The sequence below is a fragment of the Rosenbergiella sp. YN46 genome, assembly GCF_036620675.1.
Classification (GTDB): domain Bacteria; phylum Pseudomonadota; class Gammaproteobacteria; order Enterobacterales; family Enterobacteriaceae; genus Jejubacter.
On the sequence record NZ_JAZHEE010000018.1, the window covers coordinates 23,413 to 43,455 of the forward strand.

At 54.4% G+C, this 20,043-nt stretch carries 17 protein-coding genes; 9 read left to right on the forward strand and 8 right to left on the reverse strand.

Annotated features, from left to right (window positions below):
- Positions 1 to 241 precede the first annotated feature (241 nt).
- The 7 genes from V3W49_RS13710 to V3W49_RS13740 all read left to right on the forward strand — a co-directional run bounded on the left by V3W49_RS13710 (position 242) and on the right by V3W49_RS13740 (position 7,633).
- Positions 242 to 1,261, forward strand: a complete 1,020-nt coding sequence (locus V3W49_RS13710; protein WP_500146194.1) for a LacI family DNA-binding transcriptional regulator — start codon at positions 242 to 244, stop codon at positions 1,259 to 1,261.
- A gap of 837 nt (positions 1,262 to 2,098) precedes the next feature.
- Positions 2,099 to 2,443: a LuxR C-terminal-related transcriptional regulator gene (locus tag V3W49_RS13715; protein ID WP_500146195.1), complete on the forward strand. Its 345-nt coding sequence runs from the start codon at positions 2,099 to 2,101 to the stop codon at positions 2,441 to 2,443.
- 144 nt (positions 2,444 to 2,587) lie between these two features.
- The gene (locus V3W49_RS13720) at positions 2,588 to 3,151 is read left to right on the forward strand and encodes a fimbrial protein (protein ID WP_500146196.1); all 564 of its coding nucleotides are present in this window, start codon (positions 2,588 to 2,590) and stop codon (positions 3,149 to 3,151) included.
- 72 nt (positions 3,152 to 3,223) lie between these two features.
- Positions 3,224 to 3,940, forward strand: coding sequence for a fimbrial biogenesis chaperone (locus V3W49_RS13725; RefSeq protein ID WP_500146197.1), 717 nt, complete (start codon positions 3,224 to 3,226; stop codon positions 3,938 to 3,940).
- A 57-nt stretch (positions 3,941 to 3,997) separates the two neighbouring features.
- Positions 3,998 to 6,565 carry a fimbria/pilus outer membrane usher protein gene (locus tag V3W49_RS13730; protein WP_500146198.1) on the forward strand — a complete coding sequence of 856 codons (2,568 nt, stop codon included), beginning with the start codon at positions 3,998 to 4,000 and terminating at the stop codon, positions 6,563 to 6,565.
- Positions 6,566 to 6,570: 5 nt separating this feature from the next.
- Entirely contained in the window at positions 6,571 to 6,864 is a 294-nt protein-coding gene (locus V3W49_RS13735; RefSeq protein WP_500146200.1) for a hypothetical protein, read from the forward strand.
- Between the two features lie 238 nt (positions 6,865 to 7,102).
- A complete protein-coding gene (locus tag V3W49_RS13740) occupies positions 7,103 to 7,633 on the forward strand; it encodes a fimbrial protein (RefSeq protein WP_500146267.1) in 531 nt (176 codons plus the stop codon).
- A 207-nt stretch (positions 7,634 to 7,840) separates the two neighbouring features.
- On the opposite strand, the gene glyS is transcribed toward V3W49_RS13740, so the two are convergent.
- From glyS to V3W49_RS13770, 6 genes are all read right to left on the reverse strand, one after another.
- Positions 7,841 to 9,910 carry a glycine--tRNA ligase subunit beta gene (gene glyS / locus V3W49_RS13745; RefSeq protein WP_500146202.1) on the reverse strand — a complete coding sequence of 690 codons (2,070 nt, stop codon included), beginning with the start codon at positions 9,908 to 9,910 and terminating at the stop codon, positions 7,841 to 7,843.
- Positions 9,911 to 9,919: 9 nt separating this feature from the next.
- Entirely contained in the window at positions 9,920 to 10,834 is a 915-nt protein-coding gene (gene glyQ / locus V3W49_RS13750; RefSeq protein WP_500146203.1) for a glycine--tRNA ligase subunit alpha, read from the reverse strand.
- 129 nt (positions 10,835 to 10,963) lie between these two features.
- A complete protein-coding gene (locus V3W49_RS13755; protein WP_500146205.1) occupies positions 10,964 to 12,244 on the reverse strand; it encodes a TRAP transporter large permease in 1,281 nt (426 codons plus the stop codon).
- Positions 12,244 to 12,705, reverse strand: coding sequence for a TRAP transporter small permease (locus tag V3W49_RS13760; RefSeq protein WP_500146207.1), 462 nt, complete (start codon positions 12,703 to 12,705; stop codon positions 12,244 to 12,246). The genes V3W49_RS13755 and V3W49_RS13760 overlap by 1 nt, the downstream gene beginning before the upstream one ends.
- Before the next feature lie 48 nt (positions 12,706 to 12,753).
- Positions 12,754 to 13,743, reverse strand: a complete 990-nt coding sequence (locus V3W49_RS13765; RefSeq protein ID WP_500146208.1) for a C4-dicarboxylate TRAP transporter substrate-binding protein — start codon at positions 13,741 to 13,743, stop codon at positions 12,754 to 12,756.
- A gap of 303 nt (positions 13,744 to 14,046) precedes the next feature.
- Positions 14,047 to 14,358 (reverse strand): YsaB family lipoprotein, encoded by a 312-nt coding sequence (locus tag V3W49_RS13770; protein WP_500146210.1) that lies wholly within the window; start codon positions 14,356 to 14,358, stop codon positions 14,047 to 14,049.
- A 165-nt stretch (positions 14,359 to 14,523) separates the two neighbouring features.
- Between V3W49_RS13770 and V3W49_RS13775 the strand changes: the two genes are divergently transcribed.
- Positions 14,524 to 15,519 (forward strand): acyltransferase, encoded by a 996-nt coding sequence (locus V3W49_RS13775; RefSeq protein ID WP_500146211.1) that lies wholly within the window; start codon positions 14,524 to 14,526, stop codon positions 15,517 to 15,519.
- 38 nt (positions 15,520 to 15,557) lie between these two features.
- Here V3W49_RS13775 and xylB read toward each other — a convergent pair whose 3' ends face one another.
- Together xylB and xylA are read right to left on the reverse strand one after the other, a co-directional pair.
- Entirely contained in the window at positions 15,558 to 17,018 is a 1,461-nt protein-coding gene (gene xylB, locus V3W49_RS13780; protein ID WP_500146212.1) for a xylulokinase, read from the reverse strand.
- A 49-nt stretch (positions 17,019 to 17,067) separates the two neighbouring features.
- A complete protein-coding gene (gene xylA, locus V3W49_RS13785; protein WP_500146269.1) occupies positions 17,068 to 18,390 on the reverse strand; it encodes a xylose isomerase in 1,323 nt (440 codons plus the stop codon).
- Between the two features lie 411 nt (positions 18,391 to 18,801).
- Between xylA and xylR the strand changes: the two genes are divergently transcribed.
- Positions 18,802 to 20,022, forward strand: a complete 1,221-nt coding sequence (xylR, locus tag V3W49_RS13790) for a D-xylose utilization transcriptional activator XylR (protein WP_500146214.1) — start codon at positions 18,802 to 18,804, stop codon at positions 20,020 to 20,022.
- Positions 20,023 to 20,043 lie beyond the last annotated feature (21 nt).

Below are 20,043 nucleotides of genomic sequence, written 5' to 3' on the forward strand. Positions count from 1 at the left end.
TTAATGCGCTAAACCACGGTGCTCCAGTCGCTATCATCCGATGGAACAGCATAGGAAACCGGTTTCACAAAATCATGGATAGATCAAAATACGATCGCAATAAATTTCCGGAAACACGATTTCAAATTTGAGATATTAATCACTATTAACCGTGAAGAACGCCGTTTTACGGCGGCTGAAAAAATGCGAGTGCTGAAGTAAACTGTTGCCACAGCGAGTCAAAACGGAACGGCGGGATCAAATGACAACCATGCTTGAGGTGGCAAAAAGGGCGGGCGTATCTAAAGCCACTGTTTCCCGGGTGCTGTCCGGCAATGGCTACGTCGGCGAAACGACCAGGGCACGGGTGTTTAAAGCCATCGAAGAGAGCGGCTACCGGCCCAATCTGCTGGCCAGGCAGCTCGCCACCCGCAAATCGCAAACCCTGGGGCTGGTGATGACCAACACGCTATACCACGGCAGCTACTTTAGCGAGCTGCTTTCCCAGGCCGCCAGAATGGCTGAAGAGCGTGGCCGGCAGTTGATTCTGGCCGACGGCAAGCACAGTGCCGAACAGGAACGCCAGGCCATTCAACTGCTCCTCGATCTGCGCTGCGACGCGTTAATTATCTATCCGCGTTTTCTGAGCCCGGACGAGATGGACGAGATTATTGCCAGCCACCGCCAGCCGATTATGGTGTTTAACCGCCGTCTCAGAAAGAACCCCAGCCACTGCATTTTTGCCGATCACAGAACGACCTGCTTCAATGCCGTCGACCACCTGATTCGCCAGGGGCACCGGGAGATTGCTTTTGTGAGCGGTACTCAGGGCTCGCCAACCAGCCTGGAGCGCCTTTCCGGTTACCAGGCGGCACTGTTACAACACCAGTTACCGGTTGATCCGGCGTTAATTATCGGGGGTTGCTGGACGCCGGAAAGCGGCTGCCAGGCCGCCCGGCAACTGCTGGCGAACGGTCGCCCTTTCAGCGCTCTGGTCGCCGCTAACGATAATATGGCAATTGGCGCGATGAAAGGCCTGCACGAGGCAGGTATTGCCGTGCCACAACAAATTTCCGTACTGGGTTTTGACGATACCCCTACCGCACCTTTCACCATTCCTTCCCTGTCCAGCGTGAAAATTCCGGTCTCTGACATGATAGCCGAAACCGTAAGCAAACTGATCGCCATGCTGGATGGCGGCGAGTTGAATAACAGAAACGACTTTAGCGGCGAACTGATCGTGAGAGACTCCCTGGCTCCAGGCCCATATATCAAGAAATAACGAATTTCATTTCAACACCCGAAATATCCAGGTCAAAAAAAACATTCATTTCAGATTCAACTATCAATAGACTTAAGATTTTTAGATATTTGTTAGGAATTTTATTTTTATCTTAGGATATATAAATAAACCTCCCCCCACCCATAAACAAAATCTAAATTGATATGTCCTAAATATTAACCATCAATTTATCCTGGAATTCACTCTGACTGTTCCTTTTTTGTACACAGACAAAGCACCGCCGCAAGCCCAAAACAACCAACAACACAATGATATATAATTACTTTTTATAAAAACACCTAAAAAATTATTTCGTTTTTAGCGATCAATCACCCGTTGATTGATAGCCAAAAACTATCACGAATTACGCTTCAATTGGTATAAACGTCTTTGCTATTTTTTTACTTTGAACAAAAATCACTGGACTGAAATACCTAATTTAAAGTTTATCCAGGGAAGGCCAGCTTTATTTCCCCCATGGGAATAGCCGTATTCATTAGTTAACGATACTTTTTAATTCCTTTGCAGGATACCAATACCAGGATGGTGGAACATGACAGATATCGTTGTTTTTTCTGATGACTCATTTTATACCTATGGAATAACCAATTTTTTAAAAAATCTTGGTGTAAATGTGTTCGTTTGTAATGATCTACAATGTATCCCGTCAATACCATCCGATCCCGTGATGCTTTATATTGTTGTCGTTGAAGAAAAAAATTCATAAACGGCATATTAAACGTCATTAGTAATAAAAAAAATGTTCTGCATATATTTGATATCCCGGTGAATGGAAGCACACCTTTACAACTGGGTTATATCTCCAAGAGAGCATCTTTGTCAGATACTCTGGAAACCATATATAAATTTATCCGCCGTGGTTTCTCGGCCAGGATTCCACTCTCAGAAAAAGATATCAGCGTTATTCGTGAAATCGTCGAAACCGGTAATGGCACATTACAAATCGCTCGTCGACTCAATATTTCGGACAAAGCCGTGCACAACCGTAAGTACATGATAATGAGAAAGTTTGGATTCAACAGCACCCATAGTGTGAATCTGATTTACTGCTATACGCTGATCCGCTTTCGCTTTGGATTAATGGAATCGTCTGTCGGATACGATACTGGTTCCGGCCAACCGGATCTCCAGATTAGCGAAAATCAACTCACCGCATTCTGATACATACCAGAAATAACCAAACGGGGAAAATAACAGGGAGGTAACAGGGAACACAGGAATAACGGTTTAAAGATACATTACATTTTTTATTTATAAGTAACTGATTAATTAAACTCGGAACCATTTCTTTTTAAGGAAAAAACAATGCGTAAAGTTACCGTACTGTCTGCAGCACTGGCTGCCCTGCTGTCTGCTGTTTCTGTCAATGCAATGGCGGCATCTACAGGCACCATCACCTTTAACGGCAAACTGACCGACACGACCTGTAATGTGAATATTGAAGGTCAGGGCGCCGACGCCACCGTTACGCTGCCGACAGTTAGCGTCAGCGAATTAACGGCTGCGGGTAACACCACCGGTCGCACCGCGTTCCGTATGGCGCTTTCCGGTTGCACCATCGGCACCGTCGGTCAGCAGTCCACCGTATCCGCTTTCTTCCAGCCGGGTGACACCGTCGACCTGAGCACCGGTCGCCTGAAAAATGTTTCCGGCGACGCCACCAACGTGGATCTGGAACTGCTGGATGCCAGCAACAGCTACGCGGTCATTAACGTGGGGAATACCGCTCAGGTCAATGATATGGCCTATGTCGATATCGCGACCGACGGTACCGCCACACTGCCGTACGCCGTTGAATATTACGCGAACGGCAAGACTACCGCGGGTACCGTCACCAGCAGCGTCGTTTATAACCTGCAGTATAAGTAATCCCTTTCAAGCGACATGTAAGTCAGCAGGGAGACATTCGTCTCCCTGTTTTCCGGTTAAGGAGAGCCTGTTATGTCAGTTAAATCTTTTCTGTCGGCCTGCTGCGCCGCCCTGAGTTTTCTTACGCTTTTATCTCTGCCGGTACAGGCCAGTGTGGTGGTTAACGGTACCCGGGTTGTTTATCCCGGTAGTGAAAAGGAAGTCACTGTTAAGTTATCCAACAAGGGAAAATTGCCCGTTCTGGTTCAGAGCTGGATCGATACCGGCGACGTCAAAGCCAGCCCCGATAAAATTCAGGTACCCTTTATTCTGACACCACCGATTAACCGGATTAATCCGGACAAGAGCCAGACCCTGCGACTCAGTTATACCGCCTCACCGGCCCTGCCTGAAGACAGGGAATCCGTTTACTGGCTTAACGTACTGGAAATCCCGCCGCTGAAGAAAGGCGCCTCTCCCAATCGCCTGCAGGTCGCCTACCGGACCCGCATCAAGTTGTTCTATCGCCCGGCCGCTCTGGCCAGCCAGAACGGCGCTTCCGGGGCGGCGGAAAAGGTGACCTGGCGTGCGGAAGGAAATGAACTGGTCGCCACTAACGCTTCTCCCTATTTCATCTCTCTGGCGTCCATTCAGGCCGGTGGCCACACCATTGCCGGAGAGATGCTGGCCCCGCAGGGCAGCCATCGCTTTCCCCTGAAAAGCGCGCACAGCCTGAGTCAGGGTACGCAGGTGATTTACGAATATATCAACGACTGGGGTGCCGTAAAAACGGTGAAGACCGCTCTGTAACAAGCGTCATGGCTCCACAACACGGAACAATAACGACTCAGAACAGGAACGTTTATTATGCGTCAGTTTCATTACTCCTTACTGGCCTCAGCAGTCATGACAGCGGTACCAGTAACCACCTTTGCCGGTATCCTCTCCTCTCCGGTATCGCAGACTTCCGCTCAGCCGGCACCGGGTGTGAATGACGATACTGTCACCTTCGACCCGATCTTTCTGGGAACATCCGGTGATAAAGGTCTGGACTTATCCCGTTTCGAGCGGGGGGATTCCGCTCTGCCCGGAAACTGGGCTACGGATATTTACGTTAATGGCCAGATGGTCAGCCACCAGAAGGTGAAATTTATCGAGCAGGCAGATAAACGGATACGCCCCTGCCTGACTACGGACTTGCTCAGAAAAATTAATTTTAATTACTCACAGCTGCCGCGCAGTTTTACCGATTCTCTCCGACAGGGATCTGAGTGCTATACCCTGGAGCGGCTGATCCCTCAGGCATCCATGGGCTACGATTCCGGCACCCAGCGGCTGGATATCAGCGTACCGCAGGCCATGATGCAGAATACCGCCCGCGGTTATGTCAGCCCGGAGCTCTGGGACAGCGGTGTTCCTGCCCTGCTGTTCGGCTATAACGCCAGCGCCTATACCACCCACAGCAACGGCCACAGTTACAATTCCGGATACGCGGGCATCAACGCGGGCCTGAATCTGGGCGCCTGGTATTTCCGCCATGATGGCAACTATACCTGGCAGGAGCAGAGCGGCGGTAGCTATCAGTCCACCAATAACTATGTGCAGCGCGATATTCCGGCCATTCAGGGTCGGGTACGCATCGGCGAAACCAGCACGGCGGGACAGCTGTTCGATACCCTGCCCTTCCGCGGTGTCGAGCTGGTTAACGAAGACCGGATGCTGCCACAGTCACAGCGTGGCTATGCGCCAGATATTCGGGGCATTGCGCGAACCAACGCACGCGTCACCGTCCGTCAGAACAGCAGAATCATCTACGAAACCACCGTATCGCCTGGCGCGTTCGTGATTAACGATCTCTACCCCACAGGCTATGGCGGCGATCTGGACGTGACGGTGACAGAAGCCGACGGCTCAGTTCAGAACTTCCAGGTACCCTATGCGTCTGTCACCCAGCTGCTGCGCCCCGGCCAGCATCACTATGATGTGGTGGCGGGTAAGCTTAACGATCCCTCAATATCGTTTGACCCTACGCTCTACCAGGCAACTTACCAGCGCGGGTTAACGAATACCCTGACCGGCTACGGCGGCATTCAGGGCAGCGGCGCAGGGTATTACGCCATTCAGGGAGGCATGGCCGTCAGTACGCCGGTGGGCGCCTTTTCCGCCGATGTCACCCAGGCCCGAACCCACCTGAGCACGGTGGAAGACAACCGCAGCAGCGGGCAGAGCTATCAGCTGAGCTACAGCAAGTACCTGCCGGAAACGCAAAGTAACCTGACCATCGCGGCTTACCGCTTTTCAACATCCGGCTATTACGACTATCAGACCGCAATGCGGGCTATTGATGAGGAAAAGCACGGCGGTACGGCAGACACCATATGGCGCCCCAAAAACCGGTTCAACGTGACCATGAACCAGACGTTGCCCCAGGGCTGGGGCAACGTCTACGTCACCGGTTACAGCCAGGATTACTGGAACCGGGATAATTCGGATCTGCAGTACCAGCTGGGATACAGCAACAACTGGAGGCGCCTGAGCTACAGCCTGAGTGCCGGTCGCGTACGTAATACCGACGGCCATATGGAAACCAGCTGGCTGCTGAACCTGACAATGCCGCTGGGCAGCCCCGGCTACAACACGCCAACGCTGAATGCCAGCATGAGCCACAGCACCAGCGGACGCACCGGTGAGCAGGTGGGCATTTCGGGCACCGCCGGTGAAGACTATCAGTACAGCTATGGCCTGACAGCAATGAACTACAACCAGGGCACCGGCAGCAGCATGTCGCTGAACGGCGGCTGGCGCACGCCTTACACGAATCTGACCGCCACCTATGGAGCGGGTAAACATTACCAGAACGGTTCGGTGGGCATGAGCGGTTCACTGATCGCCTGGCCGTACGCGGCAACGTTAACCCCTTATACCGGAGACACTTTCGCGGTGGTGGAAGCCAAAGGGGCGCAGGGCGCGAAAGTCAGCGGCTATTCGGGCATCCGCATCGACCCGTGGGGGCACGCCGCCGTGCCTTACCTGAATCCGTATGAACTGAACGAAATTACGATCGACCCCAAAGGGCTGCCGTATAACGTGGAGCTGGAAAACACCAGTGAGAAAGTCGCGCCCTATGAAGGGGCTGTAAGCAAAATTGTGTTTAAAACCCAGCAGGGTACGCCGCTGCTTATCCAGGCACGGCGCAGCAGTGGCGAATCCGTCCCATTTGGCGCCGAAGTGTATGACGCCCGGGGGAACGTGGTTGGCAGCGTTGGCCAGGGCGGACAGCTGTATGCCCGGGTGGAAAATACCCGCGGAACACTGACGGCAAAATGGGGAAGTGGTGGTACACAACAGTGCCAGATCCACTATGTTCTGCCGCCGCAGTCAAAGGATGGCGCCGCGAACGGGCTGGTGCGTTTTGATTCGATGTGTAAGGAGTGATGGTAATGAAAAAAACTGCTTTTATTCTTATCCTGAACATATTTTCTATACCGATTTCATTTGCGGCTAGTATTACCTGTAATCACGATCCACTGGTAACCTATACCATCCCCTTATCTGGAGCAATAAATGTTGGCCCGGACACCCCTAACGGTACCGTTATATTCGAGAACAAAACCGCTATTTCAACACCGCCGAATTATTTTTGTAAGGCCGATGTAAAAGATTCAAAGCTTACGGACAGCCAGTATTTTAAAATTATGTCATCTCCTCTGCCATTGGCCACATGGAGACTATAGCAAAGGCAACGCTATTGGCCCCGGGGACAATATACTGCAATGGCAAGGAGACAGATTATTTGATACTGTCGGTACTATAATTCCCGTCACCCTTCCGGTAAGGTTATCCTTAATTAAAATAGGGGATATAACCCCAGGTGCCCTATCGGGAAGCACCTTACCGACTCTGGCGCTAAACATCAAACTATCATCGACTGATAGTACTATAAATTCTGGTTCAGAACTTACCTGGGATGTTATTTATTATAATTTCAGTGGTTCACTGAATGTTCAATCCCGAACCTGTAACGTTTCTGATGTGAATGTTAACATGGGTAGCGTAGAGATATCAGACATATATAAAAATAAAAACTCAGAATGGAAAAAATTCAATATAACAATGACTAACTGTCCTGTTTTTTCAGGGTATTACAACTCAACCAGATTCATAACCTCATATACGAATGGGACAAGACAGGATCCTGGTGCGTTAAACAATAATATATCCCTGTTACTTACCCCCAATACAGAAACAATCGACAGCCAAAATGGCATTTTTTCTTTAGACAAAAGTAATACAAGTGCTTCTGGCATTGGAATACAACTTGCCTACGGAGATGGAAGTTCATCAGAATTTGCCAACTTCATCACTCCCAAAGAATATGTAATGCCGATAGGTTCATCTGGCCAATTTATCATCCCTATGGCAGCGAGATATACTCAAACCGAGGATAAAATAACGAGTGGTCAGGCAAATAGTTCTGTAACCTTTCTGATAAATTACAACTAAATTTTACCTGTTATTGCCCTTCAAAAGGCAAAACTCGTAAGCTCCAACAGGCAGGCCACACCGGCCTGCGGGCAGAGATCGACTGACACTCTGTCCCTGAGTGCCAGACGTAAAAAATCCGGAAACGGCTGAGCGTTTCCGGATTCATACACAATCACTAACAACATTGCTCCCCGAAGGGAGCATTTTATCCATCAGTGGCAGGGCTTACTGCAGTACCGAGATATCCGCCACCTGCAGGAACAGCTCACGAAGCTTCGCCAGCAGCGTCAGACGGTTGATGCGCAGATCTTTATCTTCCGCCATCACCATCACTTTCTCAAAGAAGGCGTCCACCGGCTCGCGCAGCGCAGCCAGTTCCACCAGCGCTTCCTGGTAACGGCCCTCCTGATACAGCGGCGCCAGCTTGTCACCCAATACCCGCACCTGAAGCGCCAGACGAATCTCTTCGTCCTCTTTCAGCGCCGATGCCAGCACGTCGTCATTCAGCGGCTCGTCGCTCTTCGCCAGGATATTGGAGACGCGCTTGTTGGCCGCGGCCAGCGCTTCAGCATCGCTCAGGGTACGGAAGTGAGTAACCGCCTTCACCCGGGCGTCGAAATCTGCCGGGCGGGTCGGACGACGCGCCAGCACCGCCTGGATGGTATCCACAGCGTGCCCTTCTTCCTGATACCAGGCGCGGAAGCGGCCCAGCATAAAGTCGATAACGTCATCGACCACTTTGGCGTTGGTCAGCTTATCGCCGTACAGACGCACCGCCTCTTCGGTCAGGGTCTGGAGATCCAGCGGCAGCTGTTTCTCAACGATAATACGCAGCACGCCCAGCGCGGCGCGACGCAGCGCAAACGGATCTTTATCGCCTTTCGGATGCTGACCGATACCGAAGATCCCCGCCAGGGTGTCCATCTTGTCGGCAATCGCCACCGCGCAGGAGACCAGGCTTCCTGGCAGGTCGTCACCGGCAAAACGCGGCATATACTGCTCGTTCAGGGCAACGGCCACATCTTCCGCTTCGCCGTCGTGACGCGCGTAGTGCATCCCCATCACGCCCTGAGTGTCGGTGAATTCGAACACCATGTTGGTCATCAGGTCGCATTTGGAAAGCAGACCGGCGCGGGTAGCGTGAGTGACGTCAGCGCCGATTTCACGGGCAATCCAGCCGGACAGCGCTTCGATGCGATCGGTTTTATCGCGCAGGGAGCCAAGCTGCTTCTGGAAAAGTACCGTCTCCAGACGCGGCAGGTTGTCTTCCAGACGCTTTTTCCGGTCGCTGTTGAAGAAGAATTCGGCATCGGCCAGACGCGGACGCACCACCTTCTCGTTACCGGCAATAATCTGCTGCGGATCTCTGGAATCGATATTGGCTACAAAGATAAAGTTCGGCAGCAGCTTGCCCGCGTCGTCATAAACCGGGAAGTATTTCTGGTCGCCTTTCATGGTGTAGACCAGCGCTTCGGCAGGCACCGCCAGGAATTTCTCTTCGAACTTCGCGGTCAGCACTACCGGCCATTCCACCAGCGAGGTCACTTCTTCCAGCAGGCTGTCGCTCAGATCAGCCTTGCCGCCAATCTGACGCGCCGCTGCTTCGGCATCAGCCTTAATTTTGGCCTTACGGGCGTCGTAATCGGCCATTACCTTTCCGCGCTCCAGCAGAATTTGCGGATACTGATCGGCGTTGTCGATGGTAAGCGACGGCTCGCCCATAAAGCGGTGGCCGCGAATAATGCGATCGGACTCAATACCCAGCACGTTGGCCGGAACCACCTGGTCGCCCAGCAGCAGGGTCACAGTATGCACCGGACGCACGAAGTGCTCGTCGCTGTCGCCCCAGCGCATCAGCTTTGGAATCGGCAGTTTCGCTAGCGCGCGATTAACCATTTCCGGCACCAGCGCTTCCACGCTTTCGCCTTTCACCTGGGCGCGATACAACAGCCATTCGCCTTTATCGGTCACCATACGTTCGGCTTCGGAAACCTGGATGCCGCAACCGCGCGCCCAGCCTTCGGCCGCTTTGCTGGGATTACCCTCGGCGTCAAAGGCCTGCGCCACCGCCGGGCCGCGTTTCTCTACGGTACGATCCGGCTGGGCCGCAGCAAGGTTTGTTACCTTCAGCGCCAGACGGCGCGGCGCCGCGAACCACTCAACCTTACCGTGAGCAAGAGAGGCCGCGTCCAGTTCTGCGGTGAAACGCGCCGCAAAGGCTTCAGCCAGGCTGCGCAGCGCTTTCGGCGGCAGCTCTTCAGTGCCGATCTCCACCAAAAAAGTTTTCTCAGACATGCGCGCCCCTTACTTCTTATTGTTGTTGCACATCGGGAAGCCCAGCGCTTCCCGGGAAGCGTAGTAGGCTTCCGCCACCGCTTTAGTCAGCGTACGAATACGCAGAATATAGCGCTGGCGTTCAGTCACGGAGATGGCCTTGCGGGCATCCAGCAGGTTAAAGCTGTGCGCCGCTTTCAGAATACGTTCATAGGCCGGCAGCGGCAGCGGCTTCTCCAGCGCCAGCAGCTGCTGCGCCTCTTTTTCATACTGCTCAAAGCAGGTAAAGAGGAAGTCGACATCGGCGTATTCAAAGTTATAGGTGGACTGTTCCACTTCGTTCTGATGGAACACGTCGCCATAGGTGGTTTTACCCAGCGGGCCGTCGCTCCAGACCAGGTCGTAGACGCTGTCCACGCCCTGGATGTACATCGCCAGGCGCTCCAGACCGTAGGTGATCTCACCGGTGACAGGCTTACACTCCAGGCCGCCGACCTGTTGGAAGTAAGTGAACTGCGTCACCTCCATTCCGTTCAGCCACACTTCCCAGCCAAGGCCCCAGGCGCCCAGCGTCGGGTTTTCCCAGTTATCTTCCACGAAGCGGATATCATGAATGGTCGGATCCAGACCCAGCGCCTTCAGCGAGCCCAGATAAAGCTCCTGAATGTTGTCCGGAGAAGGCTTGATGATGACCTGGAACTGGTAGTAGTGCTGCAGGCGGTTCGGGTTTTCGCCGTAACGGCCGTCGGTCGGACGGCGGGAAGGCTGAACATAGGCGGCGGCGATAGGTTCCGGCCCCAGCGCGCGCAGGCAGGTCATCGGGTGAGAGGTGCCAGCGCCGACTTCCATGTCCAGAGGTTGGACAATGGTGCAGCCCTGCGTGGCCCAGTAATCCTGTAAGGTCAGGATCAGGCCCTGAAAGGTCCTGGTATCAAACTTTTGCATAATATGTCGTGTGCGATACGAGTGATAGATTTGGGAAACGGCCAGTATACCCTTTGACCGTCAGATATACAGCCCGAATCGCCACCCATCGCAGCAAGTTCTGAGCCGGGCGCGCGCCCCCGGCCCGGTTTACATCAGCGTGGAGGGCAGGAACAGCACCAGTCCCGGGAAGATAACCAGTAAGGCGATAAACAGGAAAAACGCCACCAGATAGGGAACAGAAGCTTTCACAAAAGCCACCGAACTACAGTTCAGAATGCCGCATACCGTGTACATGCAGATCCCCACCGGCGGCGTATTCGCTCCCAATAGCGTCAGCACCACGAAGATCAGTCCGAAATGCACCGGGTCAAACCCCGCCTGCATAGCGATGGGCAGCAGAATGGGCGTCAGCAGCAGGATAATTACGCTGCCGTCGAAGATCATTCCGGCCACGGTAATAAAGGCGAGTAGCAGAATCAGAATGCCATAACGATTTTCCGTTACGCTGGTCAACAACTCCGCCAGGGTTTGTGGAATCTGATCGATAATGGTGACATGACCCAGAATCGCCGCCGACATAATCAGCAGCATGACCACACCAATGTCGTTCACCGTCTCTTTTAGCACCTCCCACAGCGCGCGGTTATCCAGCTCTTTGTAGATATAGCGGCCTATGACAAAGGCATAGAGCACGATAAAGGCTCCCGCTTCGGTGGTGGTGAAAAACCCCATACGGATCACCAGAATCAACACCACGGGGAACATCAGCGCCCAGAAGCCCTGACGAAAGCTCTGCCACACCTCGTGGCGGGTCGGCATCTTTTGCGTTTCCGGCCGGATGCCCATACGGCGCGCCAGCAGGAAATTAGTGACCATCAGAATGGTGGTCAGCAACAACCCCGGAACGATACCGGCAATAAACAGCTTACCGATCGAGACGTTCCCCACAAAACCGTAGAGAATCAGCAGAATACTGGGCGGAATGGTAGCCGTAATCAGCGAGCTAAAAGCGATCACCACCGCGCTGAAAGCCTTTGGATAGCCCCGGGCGATCATCGGTAGCCCCAGCACCTTGGCCTGCATCGCCGCATCTGCGGTTGCCGAACCGGAAACGCCACCCAGCAGGCAGGCCAGCAGCACGTTAATCTGCGCCAGCCCCCCTACCATCCAGCCCGACAGCACCCGTGCGAAATCCAGCAGCCGGTGGGTAACGCCGGTCTTATTCAGCAAATTACCCACCAGCAAGAATAGCGGTGTCGCCATAATCGGAAACGACTGGGTCGGCGCGGTAAACTTCTGAAAGGCAATACCAATAGGCAGGAAGTCGGCGAAAAAGAAATAACAGAGGCTGGAGATGGCAATCACAAACCCAACGGGCATACCGATCACCAGCAACAGCAGGAATACGACAACAGTCACAATAATCATCAAGCCTCTCCCTGCGGCCGCGGACAGCCGCGAATAAGATGTAACGCGCTGGTGATGAACATCAGCATACAGCCCGTGGGAACAGCGCTGTTTAGCCAGGCCACGGAAAGCTCGGTCACCGGCAAGACGCTGGATGAGGTCATGGCGGTAAACGACCAGCCAAACCAAACGCCACATCCCAGGAAGGCCAGAATCAACAGTTCGTTAATCCATTCACAGAGCTGACGTAAACGAGGCGGCATCAGATTGACAACGGCGTCGATACCGATATGGCGACGGGTCTGCAACGCATAGTCGATAGCCAGCACGCTAACCCAGGCAAAAATAACCATCGCGACTTCCAGCGACCAGATCAGGGGATATCCCAGTGCACGACCTACGCCCCCCGCCAGGATAATCACCACGATAGCGACCAGGCCGATACGCGTCAGCGCCAGCTCAATTTGACGAAACAACAGCATGATAAACCTCAAAGGTGGCAGAGGGCCGACCGCGTGGCCCTCTTAATATCAATGGGATGACTCGTTGATAACGTCCTGAACCTGCTGCCAGGCGGTTTGTAGATGCATCTTGCCAGGGACATAGGCGCAGGCCTTCTGGAACGGCGCCCGGTCGACCTCTTCCACGGTAACGCCCTGTTTTGCCATCTCCTGCAGCAGGCTGTCTTCCACGGCCAGTACATTCTGTGAAGCCACTTCCCCCTGTTTCTGCGCTTCTTCACGCAACAGGCTCTGGAGATCTGGCGGCAGTGTATCCAGCCACTTCTGAGAAACGATAATGCCGGTGGTCAGATAGATATGGTTGGTTTTCGTGATGTATTTGGTGATTTCAAACAGCTTACTGCCATAAATCGCCGTAGGCTGCGCTTCAGCGGCATTCACGATTCCGGTCTGAATGGAGGAGTAAATTTCAGACCAGGAGAGCGGCGTGGGCTCGCCGCCCAGGCACTTGATTGCTTCGATAGTGACCGGCGCTTCCAGCGCCCGTACCTTCACGCCATGTAAATCAGCCGGTGTGGTTATTTTTTTCTGGGTCACCAGCATTCTCGCGCCCTGATACCAGTTAAACGACAGTGCCGTCAGGCCAGATTTTTCGGTGAGCTTTTGCTGCCAGCCCTGGAAAATAGCGCTGCTGACAAATTTTTTCTGGGCCGCATAGTCAGGAAAAACAAAGGGAGCGGGTAATAAAGCCAGCTCAGGCACAAAAGAGGAGAGACGTGCACCATCGACCACAACGCCAACATTACTGCCTGACTGAGCGTGCTGTAACAGTTCATTATCGGCGCCCAACTGACCGCTGGAGAAAAGGCGAATTTTTACTTTACCGTCGCTGCGTGACTCCACCGATTTTTTAAATTGCTGTAGCCCTTTAAATACCGGATCGTCAGGTGACAAAGACGTACTGACATTCAATGTATGACCCGCAATAGCCGTTGTGGAAGCCGCCATTAACACCGCCAGCACCACCGCTCGGGTTCCCCCCCCGATTAGCTTAAACATATTTCCCCCTCATTTTTCTTACATTATTCGTCATGCAAGTGCTGGCAGGCATAGAAATGCCAGTAAATAATGGGTAAATCAGATAAATAATTATTTAATTTGAATGCCAGGTTCGCCTGCGTTGAATAACAGCACCTGCCCTTGCGCCGCAAATAATATTACTGGAAGTGATAAAACGTAGTATTAATTATGCATCACTACGTCTTACCGTTCCCGAATAACGTTTTAATCGAAAATGATGCAGAATAATACAACTACCATACAAGAATGCTTAAAATCGTTAAGCTGTTCACAAATTATCCTCTAGCGCATGGAAAGGTGCAGAAACTGGCCGTCTGGTTCGAAAGTACAGGTGAATTGTTCCCGGGAGCGGGTAACGCCACGCACTTCGTAGCTTCCCTGAAATGCCTCAAGCCCCTGAATTTCAATCTGCGGAGGTTGTGTATTGTACTGACGGGCGGCGCTGCCCCGACATTGCTGCTCCATGGTTAACGCTCGCGCCGCGTCGATCCGCGCTGTCTGAGCGTACTGGGTATGCCGCTCTTCATGCTGGGGTGCGCCGCACCCCGCCAGCATCAGTGCCAGTACCGCCACCCGGATCTCAATTTTGCGCATTATTTATCCTTTTTCCCTTCCAGGACGCCCAACGGCGAACCCGCATTTTGCAAAGCCCGGCAAACCTGAGCAAGATAAACCGCAAAACTCAGACGGTTCCGGGAAGCCAATCTGCCCTTCCGGCAGTCACACTGCATGACTAAAAAGATATAACAGAGGATCTGAATGCCGCAAAAGATAAACTGGATTGATAACCTGCGTGGTATTGCCTGCCTGATGGTTATCATCATTCATACCACGGCCTGGTATGTGACTAACCCCGATCTGATTAGCGCCGCCGACTGGTGGCTGGCGAACCTGCTTGATGCGGCATCCCGGGTCTGCGTTCCGCTATTTTTTATGATTTCCGGCTACCTGTTCTTTGGTGAACGCAGCGCACAGGGGCGCCACTTTCTGCGCATCACGTTGTGCCTGCTGTTTTACAGCGCGGTAGCGCTGCTCTACATCTGGCTGTTAACGCCCATCAGCGTGGGGCTGTCGCTGACCAATCTGTTCCAGAAGCCGGTGTTCTATCATCTGTGGTTTTTCTTCGCGCTGTTTGCCGTCTACCTGCTGTCACCGCTGATCGAAGTAAAAAAAACCTCTGTTAAAACGCTGATTCCCCTCCTGCTGGTACTGGGGGTTATCGCTAATCCCAATACGCCGGCGCAAAGCATCGCCAGGCTGCAATGGCTGCCGGTGAATCTCTATATTAACGGCGATACCTTCTACTACGTGCTGTATGGCGTACTGGGGCGCGCTATCGGCATGATGGAAACCGGCAAGGGGCGTACTGCCACCCTTTCCGCTGTTGGTTTTGTGGGCTGCGTGGCGGCGATCGGCTGGGGAACCTGGCGTGAATTGCTGGCGCGTGGGGACTTCGCAGACACCTGGTACCTTTACTGCGGGCCGCTGGTCTTCCTGGCGACGCTCTGCGCGCTGATGATGGCCAAACAGTGGCTTAATGCCCGTCCGCTGCCCGGGCTGGCGTTTATCTCCCGTCATTCTCTGGGTATTTATGGCTTCCACGCGCTGTTTATCCACTTTCTGCGCACCCACAATCTGGATATGAAACAGTGGCCCACGCTGGATATGGTCTGGGTGTTCACCGCCACGCTATGCGGCAGCGTACTGCTGGCGATGGGGCTGCGGCGCATCGATAGCCGCCGCTACGTCTGCTGATAAGAACGCCTCCGGCGACGGAGGCGTTGATTTAACGCTCACTTCACCGACATCAGCGGTTCCAGCCGATGGTACAGATCGCTGAAGACTTTACGCCGCTCAATGTAGCGTTGATGGCGCGCCACATCCGGCTCATGGCGCTGCTCCAGTGCCAGCTGCGGCAACAGCTCGCCAAGCGAACGGCCAGGAGACAGCGCAATCTGCGCCAGCCGGGCTGCGCCCAGCGCGGGCCCCACATCGCCGCCGGTACGATAATCCAGCACCTGGCCGCTGATATCCGCCAGCATCTGGCGCCAGTACGGACTGCGGGCGCCGCCGCCGATGAGCGTTACGCTCCGTGGCGCGACGCCGCATTCATGCACCACATCCATACCCTCTGCCAGACCGTAACCCACGCCTTCCAGCACCGCGCGCGCCAGCTCTGCCGGGCCATGCCGATGCGTCAGGCCGAAGAAAACGCCTTTGGCTTCAGGATTGTTATGGGGCGTACGCTCACCGGACAAATAAGGCAGGAACCAGAGTTCCCCCGCCTGCTCGTCGGCCTTTTGTGCCGCCGCCAGCAGGGCCGGTACGTTCTCCATCCCCGTTAGCCGCGCGGCCCAGTCCAGACAGGAGGCCGCGCTCAGCATCACCGACATCAGATGCCAGCGCTGAGGTAACGCGTGGCAGAAACTGTGCACTGCGCGCTCCGGTTTGCTCAGGAACCCATCGCTAACGGCGAAATAGACCCCGGAGGTGCCCAACGACAGCATGGCCTGACCGGCATCGGCCATACCTACGCCCACGGCACCCGCGGCGTTGTCTCCTCCACCCGCCACCACAGGAACACAGCCCATGCCCCAGGACTCCGCTACCGCTTTGCGTAAATGACCGGTAATCTCACAGCCTTCAAACAGCGCCGGCATCTGCTCCCGGTTCATATCACAGGCCGCCAGCATCTCGTCGCTCCAGTCACGTTTTGCGACATCGAGCCACATGGTGCCTGCGGCGTCTGACATATCGCTGGCGAACTCGCCGGTCATGCGCAGCCGCAGATAATCTTTAGGCAGCAGAACTTTATCCAGCTGGCGGAAAATCTCTGGCTCGTGGCGAGCCACCCACACCAGCTTGGGTGCGGTAAAACCAGGCATAATCAGGTTGCCGGTAATACGACGCGAAGCGGGCTCCTGCGACTCCAGCCAGTCGCACTCTTTCGCGCAGCGCCCATCGTTCCACAGAATCGCCGGACGCAGCACCTGCTGCTGTTTATCCAGCAGAGTGGCGCCGTGCATCTGCCCGGAAAGCCCGATAGCCTTGACGCCATCGAGCGGATGCTGGCCAGCCAGACCGCGCATGGCGGCATCAGTGGCCTGCCACCACTCTTCAGGGTTCTGTTCAGACCAGAGCGGATGGGGGCGAGACACCGTCAGCTTCTGGGTGCAGGAGGCCAGAACGTCCCCCTCTTCCCCCAGCAAAATCGCCTTAACCCCGGAGGTACCCAGATCGATCCCGATATACATATAAGGCGCTCCTTAGTACTGCGCCAGGGTTTCCCCTGGCGCGCTAACCTTACTTATCAAAGATATAGTGATTGACCAGGTTTTCAAGCTGCTCCTGATGGCCGCTCTTATGATGTGGCGCCAGGTTATGCTGCTGCGCGTACTCCGCCACCTGCGCCAGGTTCATCTGCCCTTTCATAATCTGCTGGCCCAGTTCGCCGTTCCACCCGGCGTAGCGCTGCGCGACCCGCTTATCCAGTTCGCCGTCTTCCACCATGCCCGCCGCAATCTTCAGCGCCAGCGCCATGGTGTCCATGCCGCCAATATGACCATAGAACAGATCGTAAGGGTCGGTACTCTGGCGACGCACCTTGGCGTCAAAATTCAGGCCGCCGGTGGTGAACCCGCCCGCTTTCAGGATTTCGTACATCACCAGTGCGTTCTCTTCCACGCTGTTCGGGAACTGGTCGGTATCCCAGCCCAGCTGCGGATCGCCGCGGTTGGCGTCAACCGAGCCGAACAGGCCCAGCGCGATAGCCGTGGCGATTTCATGATGGAAAGAGTGGCCAGCCAGGGTGGCGTGGTTCGCCTCAATATTCAGTTTGATCTCTTTTTCCAGGCCGAACTGCTTCAGGAAGCCGTACACCGTCGCGGCATCGTAGTCATACTGATGCTTGGTCGGCTCCTGAGGCTTCGGTTCGATAAGCAGGGTGCCCTGGAAGCCAATCTTATGTTTGTGTTCCACCACCATCTGCATAAAGCGGCCAATCTGCTCGCGCTCCTGGCGCAAATCGGTGTTCAGCAGGGTTTCGTAGCCTTCGCGGCCCCCCCACAGCACGTAATTCTCCCCCCCCAGTTTATGGGTGGCTTCCATGGCGCTAACGACCTGAGTTGCCGCCCAGGCGAAGATTTCCGGGTCTGGATTGGTCGCGGCGCCAGCGCCGTAGCGTGGATTGGTAAAGCAGTTGGCGGTGCCCCACAGCAGCTTAACGCCAGTCTGCTGCTGCTTCGCGGCCAGAATCTCGATCATATGAGCAAAGTTGTTGCGGTATTCGCGCAGCGAACCGCCTTCGGGCGAGACATCCACATCGTGGAAGCAGTAGTACGGCACATTCAGCTTATGGAAAAACTCAAAGGCGACATCCGCCTTGCGCTCCGCCAACGCCAGCGCATCGCCCGGCTGCTGCCAGGGCCTTTCGAACGCGCCCACGCCGAACATATCGTTACCGGGCCAGCAGAAAGTGTGCCAGTAGCAGGCGGCGAAACGCAGATGATCTTCCATGCGCTTACCCAGTACCAGCTCATCCGGATTGTAGTGGCGAAATGCCAGCGGATTGGTGGTTTTCGGCCCTTCGTAACGTACGCGGTCGAGTTTATCGAAATAAGCATCCATAATCGGCTCCAGATTCAGAATAACGACATCAGGTAGTGATGGTTTATTCATCCTGGATTTTCCGCTTTTCCAGCTCAATTACGTTATTTCACACCGCGATTAAGAGAATACACAAACGTGCGCCAGATCCCAAAAAGGCCTTCTGTTCCATAAATGCACACTATCCATCTGAATAATTATCGATAATTTCCTGAGGAAAAAATAAAACAAAAAAACGTAATGCAAAAATAAGAAATGAGATGGATAACAGCGAGAAAAGCGCGCCGCATCAGCGGTATCACGCCGTATCGTCAGCATCCGATGCAACGCTTCCCCGGAAACCGTCCGCGATCGCAATTCTCAACTATGGTTCCCCCCGAAAAGCCCGCTTTATGGTATTGAAGGGAAGGATTCATCCAGGTACAGAGAAACATGTTTGAGAAACGTCACCGCATTACGCTGTTATTCAATGCCAACAAAGCCTACGACCGCCAGGTGGTGGAAGGGGTAGGCGAATATTTGCAGGCGTCTCAGTCCGAGTGGGATATTTTCATTGAAGAGGATTTCCGCACCCGTCTCGACAACATCAGCCAGTGGCTGGGAGACGGCGTTATCGCCGACTTTGATGACAAAGACATTGAAACTCTGCTGAGCGGCACTAATGTGCCTATTGTCGGCGTGGGAGGCTCCTACCACGATCCCGCGCTCTATCCGTCGGTGCACTACATCGCCACCGATAATTTCGCGCTAATTGAGCGCGCTTTCCTGCATCTGAAGGAAAAAGGGCTGCACCGCTTCGCGTTCTACGGACTGCCCGCCAGCAGCGGTAAACGCTGGGCGGAAGAGCGGGAGCTGGCGTTTCGCCAGTTGATGGAACGGGAACAGTACCGCGGCGTGGTTTACCAGGGCCAGGAAACGGCCCCGGAACACTGGCAGTACGCTCAGAACCGGCTGGCGGACTGGGTGCAAACGCTGCCGCCCCAGACCGGAATTATCGCCGTAACCGACGCCCGGGCCCGTCACCTGCTGCAGGTCTGCGATCATCTACATATTCCCGTGCCCGAAAAACTGTGTGTCATCGGCATCGATAACGAAGAGCTGAGCCGCTATCTGTCCCGGGTAGCGCTCTCTTCCGTGGCTCAGGGAGCCCGCCAGATGGGCTACCAGGCCGCCGACCTGCTGCACCGGCTGCTGGCCGGGGAGCAGCCGCCGCTACAGCGGATACTGGTGCCGCCCACCCGGGTGGTGGAACGCCGCTCAACCGACTACCGCTCACTGCACGATCCCGCGGTAATTCAGGCCATGCACTATATCCGCAACCACGCCTGCAAGGGTATTAAAGTCGAACAGGTACTGGATGCCGTGGGTATCTCCCGCTCCAATCTGGAAAAGCGCTTTAAGGAGGAAGTCGGCGAAACTATCCATGCCGTTATCCACGCCGAAAAGCTGGAGAAAGCCCGCAGTCTGCTGGTCGCCACCTCGCTGTCGATTAATGAAATCTCGCGCATGTGCGGCTATCCGTCGCTGCAGTATTTCTACTCCGTGTTCCGCAAGGAGTATCGAACCACGCCCCGGGACTACCGGGAACGCCATAATGAAGTTGGCGCCCGCACTGAACCCGATCGCGGCGACAAAGAATCTATCCATCGCTAAACGACAAAACCCCCGCAAGCG